Origin of the sequence: Methanosaeta sp. UBA458 (assembly GCF_002496085.1) — an archaeon.
Taxonomy (GTDB): Archaea; Halobacteriota; Methanosarcinia; order Methanotrichales; family Methanotrichaceae; genus Methanothrix; species Methanothrix soehngenii.
Genome location: NZ_DAIK01000108.1, coordinates 1 through 8,569 on the forward strand (window position 1 = coordinate 1; position 8,569 = coordinate 8,569).

Annotated in this window: 6 protein-coding genes and 1 pseudogene; 4 read left to right on the forward strand and 3 right to left on the reverse strand. The window is 51.2% G+C overall.

What is annotated here, in order from left to right; all coding sequences use genetic code 11:
- Positions 1 to 435 precede the first annotated feature (435 nt).
- Positions 436 to 966 (forward strand): zinc ribbon domain-containing protein, encoded by a 531-nt coding sequence (locus BP822_RS07500; protein ID WP_013719760.1) that lies wholly within the window; start codon positions 436 to 438, stop codon positions 964 to 966.
- A 448-nt stretch (positions 967 to 1,414) separates the two neighbouring features.
- The gene (locus BP822_RS07505) at positions 1,415 to 2,233 is read left to right on the forward strand and encodes a hypothetical protein (RefSeq protein ID WP_162144972.1); all 819 of its coding nucleotides are present in this window, start codon (positions 1,415 to 1,417) and stop codon (positions 2,231 to 2,233) included.
- Positions 2,234 to 2,649: 416 nt separating this feature from the next.
- Here the strand turns inward: BP822_RS07505 and BP822_RS07510 are convergent, their stop codons facing one another.
- Positions 2,650 to 2,898 (reverse strand): hypothetical protein, encoded by a 249-nt coding sequence (locus BP822_RS07510; RefSeq protein WP_048132275.1) that lies wholly within the window; start codon positions 2,896 to 2,898, stop codon positions 2,650 to 2,652.
- A gap of 115 nt (positions 2,899 to 3,013) precedes the next feature.
- On the opposite strand from BP822_RS07510, the gene BP822_RS07515 reads away from it, so the two are divergent.
- Complete coding sequence (locus tag BP822_RS07515; protein ID WP_157863765.1) at positions 3,014 to 3,310, forward strand: MarR family transcriptional regulator; 297 nt, start codon at positions 3,014 to 3,016, stop codon at positions 3,308 to 3,310.
- A gap of 118 nt (positions 3,311 to 3,428) precedes the next feature.
- A pseudogene (locus tag BP822_RS07520) lies at positions 3,429 to 3,854 on the forward strand (ABC transporter substrate-binding protein); the annotation flags it as partial.
- Positions 3,855 to 4,097: 243 nt separating this feature from the next.
- On the opposite strand, the gene cobN reads toward BP822_RS07520, so the two are convergent.
- A complete protein-coding gene (cobN, locus tag BP822_RS07525; RefSeq protein WP_273271955.1) occupies positions 4,098 to 7,817 on the reverse strand; it encodes a cobaltochelatase subunit CobN in 3,720 nt (1,239 codons plus the stop codon).
- Between the two features lie 143 nt (positions 7,818 to 7,960).
- Positions 7,961 to 8,569 (reverse strand): ABC transporter substrate-binding protein (locus BP822_RS07530; RefSeq protein ID WP_286878078.1); only part of this gene is annotated, 609 nt, incomplete at its 5' end.

The following is an 8,569-nucleotide window of genomic DNA, read 5'->3' on the forward strand; positions in this document are numbered from 1 at the left end:
TCTGCTAACCGAAGACGCATGTGTACTTTATGAGTGCAAGTCTTCGAATAATGCTTTCTCCAAGCGGCATATTACAGTCCTCTCTTCTTCCCTGGGTAGCGTGCCGATTTTTCTGTAATTTGTTAAGCCCGTTATCCTGCCTCACGAGTCAATTCTCATCCGTGGATAAATACCTTGGCTCCTCGCTATTTGGTATGGATGGACTTGAATCGCAATTTCCCTGTGTCTCCACGTCTCATTGGTGAACCGCTATTCCCTTACCCAACCTCAAGAGCTCATGATTCTCACGCAGGGATCATGCGCAAGCATGAAAACCAGTATGCTTTAAGGTTTTTTCATGCCATAATCACTGCTGGGCCCACCCACATAGATTCAGCGAAAAGCCACCCAAATTTATATAAGGTCACAGGACTAGTGATAATTTGGTGATGAGCAATGCCATATTGCTGGAAATGCGGATCTGAGTATCAAGAAGGGAGCAATTTTTGTCAGTCATGTGGCTATAATCTAGGTGCAGCATCCGATGCCCATCAACACACCGATTCCTCAGTTTCCAAAATGGAAAGATGGACTGGAGAATATGCCTACGACAAATCGGGATTATTTAAATCATTGCTTTCTCAAATTAGTGGCGCATCTAGAAATACTGTAGCTTTTTCGGCAGATCTGGTCTTTGATGGCAACAGGTTGTCTGGCACGATGAAAGAGGTCAACACATTTCTCACTGTTTATGGGGAAGACAGCCCCCGATACTTAATTTCCAATATTAGCGGCTATATAGATGGTAATGAAATTATATTTGATAAAAATTATGATGGCGGAGGAGGTTATGGGCACACAGTAAGATACAAAGGGAAATTTGATGCCGATGTGGAGAATATTTTTGGAGCTTGGGTATATCATGGTGAAAAAGGAAATTTTAAAATGAGCCGGATCTCAAAGGTGCTTCCTACTAGCTTAATCTAATTAGAATTTAAGATGCAGGATCTCTATAAAACGAATGCTGTATGAAATACTAGCGCATTGTTTGCGTCCTTGCCCGACTCTGAGTCGAGCTTGGGCGTAATCAAGCTATCGCAAATATGATCGGCTCCTTCAAGGAGGACACTGTGGATCGGTGTTTAAGCCCGCCTAGACTCAATTATTCCGCTCTTTGGGTTCCTATTAGTTTTCAGAACTCTCTTTCAGCAATGCTTGTGCTTCTGAATGAATGCTAGCTAGTTTCTTGGAGATTGAGTACTGCACGCCCGTGTTCCTGTTCTGCCAATCGAACTGCAACCATATGAAAAGGAAAGTGATATCTATTCGAAAGATTATGTGATCAAGGGTTCTGATTATGTGGCAACAGCGCTTAGGTTGGGTCTTTACCACTCCTATTATCGCAGCAGCATTACTGGTCTGTATATATATATTATTGCCTGAGCAGCAGCTAAAGTGGTTCCTCCTTACACTTATTCTTTCAGCTGTAATATTATTTTTAATAGGTATATTAATATTTTATATAACTAAAAGTTTATCGAAAAGAGTTCTAGGGGAAGAGAAACGTAATGTTGATATCATTTTTGCGGGAGCGATTATTGTTGCATTATCTCAGTTGTTTGGCCCTTTGTTTGGTGCATCGTATCCATTGATTTTGGGGCCAGATGCCAGTAATTATAAATTATCGTTTTCATCCATGTACTATAATATAACATATGATGAAATATCAGAAAATTATACTTTTACATCCACAGATAATAATGGCACCATTGAAGATTATCATTTTCATAGAGGCGAATTAATTCGTATTCATACAAATATATCCGCTGAAAATAAAAACCCATTAATGAAATATGAGGATCAAATATTTTTAGATTTAGTGCCTCCTGCGAATGTAACGGCAAGCATAGCTAGGCCCGTTATTATGGTTGGTCAATCTTCTGATGTAATAATTGGTCTTTATGATCCCAATCCAGGTTCATATCCGATTAAAGTACATGGTATCGGAGCAGATGGAAAAACGCGTGATGCCATGACGGTTGTTGCAGTATCAAGCAAGATCGGAACAAGATCTTATGTGCCAAGTGGTGCCATTTCGATAGAAAAATTCATCCAGCTCTGGGGTAACTCCACCTGTGGAGCAATCAGCCTTGACTGGCAGCCTTGCGAAAATCAAAATTCATGCAGCCAGCCAGGGGCTTTTATCGTGGAAAGGCACGAGATAATAAGCCAGGGGCAGGAAACATATGATTGAACCACTCCACAGTGGACAAAATGTTAAGCAATGCCGACATATGGGGAGAAGTGCATGAAGAAGACAAGGCGACGTACGACCAGGACTTCAATATATCAGTATTGCCAAACTTGAGACAGTCAAGCCACTTGCTCAGATCTTCCCTACAGCTTCGGCAGATTCTGGGGCCATTGTGGGCCTGCACGGGGAGTTAGTTCCGCCACAGGGAGGACAGGTCTTTGAATTCGGGGGTTATATGCATGCCACCGGCCTTACAAACAACTGCGAAGATGAGCTTCGTCCTTTTGGCCTCACACATCCTTCACACACGGTCGATTGCTCGGTCGCATGCGTCTCATGGGTCACACCCTAAGATTAGATGCAAGCGATCAATCAAAAACCTTTTTCTCAGCTTCGCGATTGCCCTCAAAACGCGGTCAGGCCCGCTCTTTCATCTGCCTGCACTCCTCTATCCCGAGCTCTGTGAGCTGATAGGTCATCTCATTTCTTGTTGGATGCCTGGCGACATATCCTTTGCTGACCAACTTTCCCAGGGCCTTCTTGACCCTGTGCCCCAGGTTGGGGAATCTGCGAACAAGGACATGCTCGGGCAAATGTGCGGCCTTTGCCATGCCCGTCTCCTGGCACAGTTTAACGAGAATAGCCCTTTCGAAGTCGGTTATCACGCATAATACTATATGATATTTGGATTTAAGCCTTTTGATCTACCATTTGACATATCATTTTTTGCAATGACATATATCAAAAGGCTTAAATATGTTCAAGAGAATTGGACTGCATATGCAGTCTATTCAGAAAGCCACCCTGGTCAGGACGGCAAAAGCCGAGGACGATGAGTGGGACCTCTACGAAAAGATCAGCGAGGCACCCAGCTTAAACGTCTATGAGCTGGCAAAACGGATGGGCTGGTCTACCGGCAAAACGCGGGGGGCAGTAAAGAGACTGGAGGAGGAAGGCCTCATCAAGATAGAAAAGTCTATACGCAATGGGAGGGCGGTGGACCTGGTGACGGCTACTCCCTGGCAGGATATGCTCACGCCAGAAGAGCGGGATGAGTTCAAGCGGATGGAAATCTGAATTCTCCAAAACCCGTTTCTCCTATGCAGTAGGCTTATCGAGCATGCACGAGCATGATAAACCATTAGATAAAATTCGGTGAAATCTCTACTATAACTCCAGTTACGGCAGAGGCTCAAGCGGCGATGCGATGTGCAGCTCCACCGGAGGACGGAACATTGCTGGCGATCTCGATGAGTACCCCAAGCTGGACAGCGAATGGATCCTCAAGGAGAACCCGGATGTCATAATCAAGCTTCTGGCACCGGGAGGCGGAAAAGCGGGCTGGAACAGCACAAAAGAAGCTGATCAGATCCTGAATGGCTATTTAGAGGAACGTCCGGGATGGAGCAATCTGGATGCGGCGAAGAACAACAGGGTCCATCTGCTGAGCACTGAGATCGCCTGGGGACCTGACGGCATCGTGGGCCTCGCCTATTGCGCAGCGTGGCTGCACCCCGAGATGAATATAGATCCCGGGAAGATCTATCGGGAATACCTGGAGCAATTCCTGGAAGTGGAATATCCCGAGGGAGCGGTGCTGGGGTATCCTGCAGCAGCATGAGAGGCTCCTCAAAGCTTCTCCAGTAATCCAGCTAGCTCACTTGGTTCATCCTGATGTTGCCCCCAGTGCGAAAAAGAAGGCGGTGATGTAAAGCAGAGGAGCGGCCACCTTCGCCAGCAGATAATTGGGAAGGCTCCTATGCAAGGCTGCCAGATCGGCCCATAGGATAGCATAAGCCCCCTCTGCCCCCTTGCAGGAATCAAGCTCACCAGAAGTCCGTTCATCGTTATGCTTGGCCCCGGTTCAATCTCCCAGAACCTTGCTCATCCTCTTCTTCCAGGCAAGAACCTCATCGGCATTGAAGACATCGATCGATCCACCCTGGATCTCGCCCTCCACGTCTCCCATTCTCTCCTCTATCCAGCCCTCGATCTCCAGGTAAAGGTTCTTGAGGGCATCTAAAACCTCAGGATCTGCCTTCCACAGGCCTCTCTGCTCGGCCTCCAACAGCCTCCTGCTCATCTCTTCCATCGCCCAGGGATTGTTCTCCTGGAAGAACTTGCGGTTCTCCTCGTCCATGACGAAGGTCCGGGCAATGTCGTCGAATATCCAGTCATCCACCTCTTGTGTCGTCGCCTCCCAGCCGTAGACCCGGCCTACGCGTTTGGAGATGTCCCCTGCTCCCTTATAGCCGTGCCTTTTCATCCCCGCGATCCACTTGGGATTGAGCAGTTTGGTGCGAACGACCCGCCTGACCTCATCGCTCAGGGTGCGAACCTCCACCCGATCGGCATCTCTGGTATCACCATAGTAGGCCTCAACATGGTGCCCCGAGACCTCCCGGGCGGCCGCAGTCATACCTCCCTGGTTTCCAAAGTAACAGCAGCAGCCGAACAGATCCTTCTCATCCGTGGTGGTCTTGTTGAAGGTGACGTCCACGCTCTTCAGCTGCTTGATCAAACCATCCTGGGATTCCTCGCCGAAGACGCCCTTGCCGTAAGCGTAACCATTCCAGTAGATGAACACGTCCGAAAGATCCTTATCCGCTTTCCAGGCGCTGGCATAGACTGCCAGGTTCACTCCATTGCCATAGGTTCCTGGGCGGCTGGCGAAGATGCGATGATGAGATCCGTTCTCCAGGTCATGCTTATGCAGAAAGTTCATATCTTGTGGCTCGTCCAGTGCTGCGACCTCACAGATGGCCTGGTCCATGATCTCAATGCAGTTGTAAAAGCAGTCTCGGGTGATGCCTGAGACCCTCACGGTCAGGTCTATCCTGGGCCGGCCCAGTTCCTCGAGAGGTATCACTTCATAGCCCTTCAGCTTCCCCCCCTTCCAGACCGGCATGACGCCGATGAGATGGAACATCTGGGCCATCTGCTCCCCATCGGCATACATCACATCTCCTGCCATCCAGAACATCCCCACGTTCTCAGGAAGCCGTCCCTGCTCTTTTTCGTACTTTTCCAGCAGGCTGTCGGCCAGTCTTCGTCCTACCATCCAGGCGGCCTCGGTGGGAACTGCCGAGGGGTCCAGGGAGAAGAAGTTCCTTCCCGTGGGCAAGATCTCGATCTTTCCCTTGCTCATCAGCCCCGATGGTCCTGGCTCGATGAATCCTGCGGAAAAGCCCCTCAATAGGCTTTCCATCTCCCTGGACTCCTCGATCCTCCAGCTGAGCTCTTCTATTCGATCTCGCAAGAGGTCTAAGGCCGGGCTTTCCTTTCCAATAGAGCGCTCCTCCAGCAGTCTCGATATACTGCTCTTTTCCTGGCCTTCGATCTTGCCTCTCCTGTCGGCTATGATTGCCCGGACCAGGTCCCCACCCAGTCCGTCCAACTCTCTAAGATCCTCGATATTGGCCGTGACCTCCCGTCCCAGCAGGAGGGCAGCAGCTCCTCTCACCTCAGCCCGGAGAATGGCCCGGATCATCTCCTCTCTTCTCTTGCCCGCGGGAAGCTCTCCAAATATATGCATACCGTCGGGGATCTGGGTATTGTAGAGCTGGGAGATCTTATCGTGTGCTCTCTCCAGGATCTCTTCGAAGCTCGCGCCGGTGGCGATGAGCCTCTTCAGGTTGATCTCGCCTGCCAGGTTGCTCTTCTCCAGCAGATTTAGGATGATATGCTCGAGGGCATGGGCTCTTCCGCCCTCCGAGAGGACCGCCCGTCTGTACTCGGAGATCCTGTCCTCCAGCTCTTTAAGCTCTCCATAGAGTTCGGAGTCAGTCATCACCACCTGCATGTGGTCGACTAAAGTGGCATAGCTCCTTCTCTTGGCTATGGTCCCTTCCGGGGGGTTGTCCGAGTTGTAGATGTAAAGGTGCGGCATATCGCCGATCGCGATATCGGGATAGCAGTCGGCGGAGAGGCCCACCGACTTTCCGGGCAGAAACTCCAGGTTGCCATGGGTTCCTACATGCACAATCAGGTCTGCGCCAAAGCAGCTCTCGATATAGCGGTAGGTGGCCAGATACTGATGAGTGGGCGGCACCTGGGGATCGTGCAATATCTTGCAGACCTGGCCATCGCAGCGAGATCCGGCGCACCCCCTCTTGGGCTGGGTGCAGACCAGGGCATTTCCGTATTCCACCCCAGTGATAACGATCTTCCCCTGATAGAGCATGGCAGCGGGAATTCCGTCCTTCTCCTCCCCTGGCGGCCTTCCCCAGGCCTCGATCATCTGATCCCGGACGACGGGGGATAGCAGGTCGAACCATTGCCGGTATTCCTCTTCGCTCAAGAGGGCGAGGGCTCCTCCTCGCTTGATGATCTCCTCGATCGAGGTCCAGCGAAACTCCGATATCGCCTTTCTGGCCATGATGGTCTCAATCAGCTCCTTTCCCGTCTTGGGTGGGCTCTGCAGCGAGTATCCGGCCTGGACCATCCGGTCCATGATGCGAGCAACGCTCTCCAGGGTATCGATATGCGCTCCGCCACCAACTGAAGCCTCCACTGAAGCACAGGGATTGTTGTGCAGGATGAAAGCCACCCGGCGCTCGGATACCGGCTTGTTCTTCAGGGCGACCCATTTTTTGACCCTTCTCGCGAGCTTTGAAACCCTCTCCGGGATGGGCACATGCTTCTCTATCTGTGCCCCGTCCATCTCAGAGCGGCTCGTCGCTCCTATCATCAGAGGCTCTATCACTCCTTCAAACTCCGGCATGGCCACAGACCAGCCCACCTCGCTGCTGGACAGGCCGTGCACATCATCCTTCCATTCCTCCTCTGTCTTATGATAGACGACCGCAGGATGGAATATGGGCACATTCAGGGCTTTCATGGTCTGGAGTGCCTCATCGCTGTTTCTGGAGCGGAAGATGGGCTGGAGGTTGACTATAGCCTCCACTCTTCCTGAGAAGAACCTCTTGGCCACCTCTACGCTGGACCAGGCGCCCAGATCGGAATCTCCCATGCCGAAACAGAATGCAGGGAGGACGTCGAACTCCTTTTCCAGCTCCAGTATGGCGGCATCTACGACCTTCAGATCCTCGTTTGCCCAGGAGGTGCGGGAGAAGATCAGGCCCACCCACGATCGTTCCTTGCCCTGATACCATTCCAGGTACTCATCAACGGTTGCGAAGGCCGTCTCAGATCGGGGATGATAGAGCCCCTGCCAGAGGATCTCCTCTGGCGGTTCGAGCTGGAAGCTCGTCTTCAGGGCCTGGTTGCAGGCATACTTGAGCAGGTTCTTGAAGTTCTTCCGCCCGCCGAACAGGGCATAGCGGTTGACGGTCAGGGTAGTATCCATCGGGACATTGGCCACTGTCCAGAGCGATGGGTCCCGGCCAAAGGAGATCACTGGCGTGCTGGGGCTGAGGGAGGGAATGATCTCATCCCAGCAGGGGTCGTTCGATGGATGGATCAGGACCATCTGAGCGCTTTTCAGTGATTTCAGGCATTTCTCCAGTTGGACGGGATCGTCAAGCTGGGTATAGGACCAGGCCTCCAGGTTAAAGGAGAGCTCTCTGGCCCCCTGCATCAGGTGGGGCAGCTCACTGCTCCAGGTTATAGAGACTAACTTCATTCGATTACCTGCCGATTGAGGGATTGCAATTTGGTGTGATGTATTCTGTTTTTCTTGTATTCTATTAATAACTATTTCGGATCAAATAACATAAAAACCCATCTAAAAAAGAATAAGGATGCCTCACAGGCATCTTGTTGCGATCAATCCTCAATCTCCGGATAGACCATCGTCCTTCCCTCGGGGTACTCAAGGCCCAGACGCTCTAAATATTCGCGGTATACCTCCTCCGGATTGAGATCCACGTCGGGGTGGAGCACCTTCGCCAGATAGGTCGCGCCCACCACCTGGTCCAGGCCGTTCATGATATCCCAATCTATGAAATAGATCCGGTCGGACTTTGCGGCTGAGGTTCCGCTTGCTCCTGATCTGTCCAGAAGCTCATTCTTCGCAGCCTGCAGTTTTGAGGCCTCCTGTGAGGGAGCAGACTCCCAGCCGATCTCGGTATGTCCTGCTGGTTGGGTCTGTCTCACGATGATTATCTCAGGATTTTCTGTTACCACCCATTCCCAGTCCACCTTTGGATAGCTCTCTTCCAGGGCGCTGGCGATGTTGTAGCCCTTTGCCACTTTCAGCACCTGGTCAAATGCAGACCCCGGGCCCAGAGTGGAAATGTCGCCGCCACTGGAGCTCCACTCCACATATGCCTCGGGCAAGTTCATCCCGTCCACTGCATCCTTGACGGAGCCGATTTTTTCATCATACCAGCGAATATAATCGGAAGCTTGCTCCTCCTTGCCCAGGATCTGGCC

Excerpts from the sequence above, each read along its gene's own strand:
- BP822_RS07515 (WP_157863765.1), top strand. The coding sequence starts at position 3,014 with ATGCAGTCTATTCAGAAAGCCACCCTGGTCAGGACGGCAAAAGCCGAG.
- cobN (WP_273271955.1), bottom strand. The coding sequence starts at position 7,817 with ATGAAGTTAGTCTCTATAACCTGGAGCAGTGAGCTGCCCCACCTGATG.
- BP822_RS07500 (WP_013719760.1), top strand. The coding sequence starts at position 436 with ATGCCATATTGCTGGAAATGCGGATCTGAGTATCAAGAAGGGAGCAAT.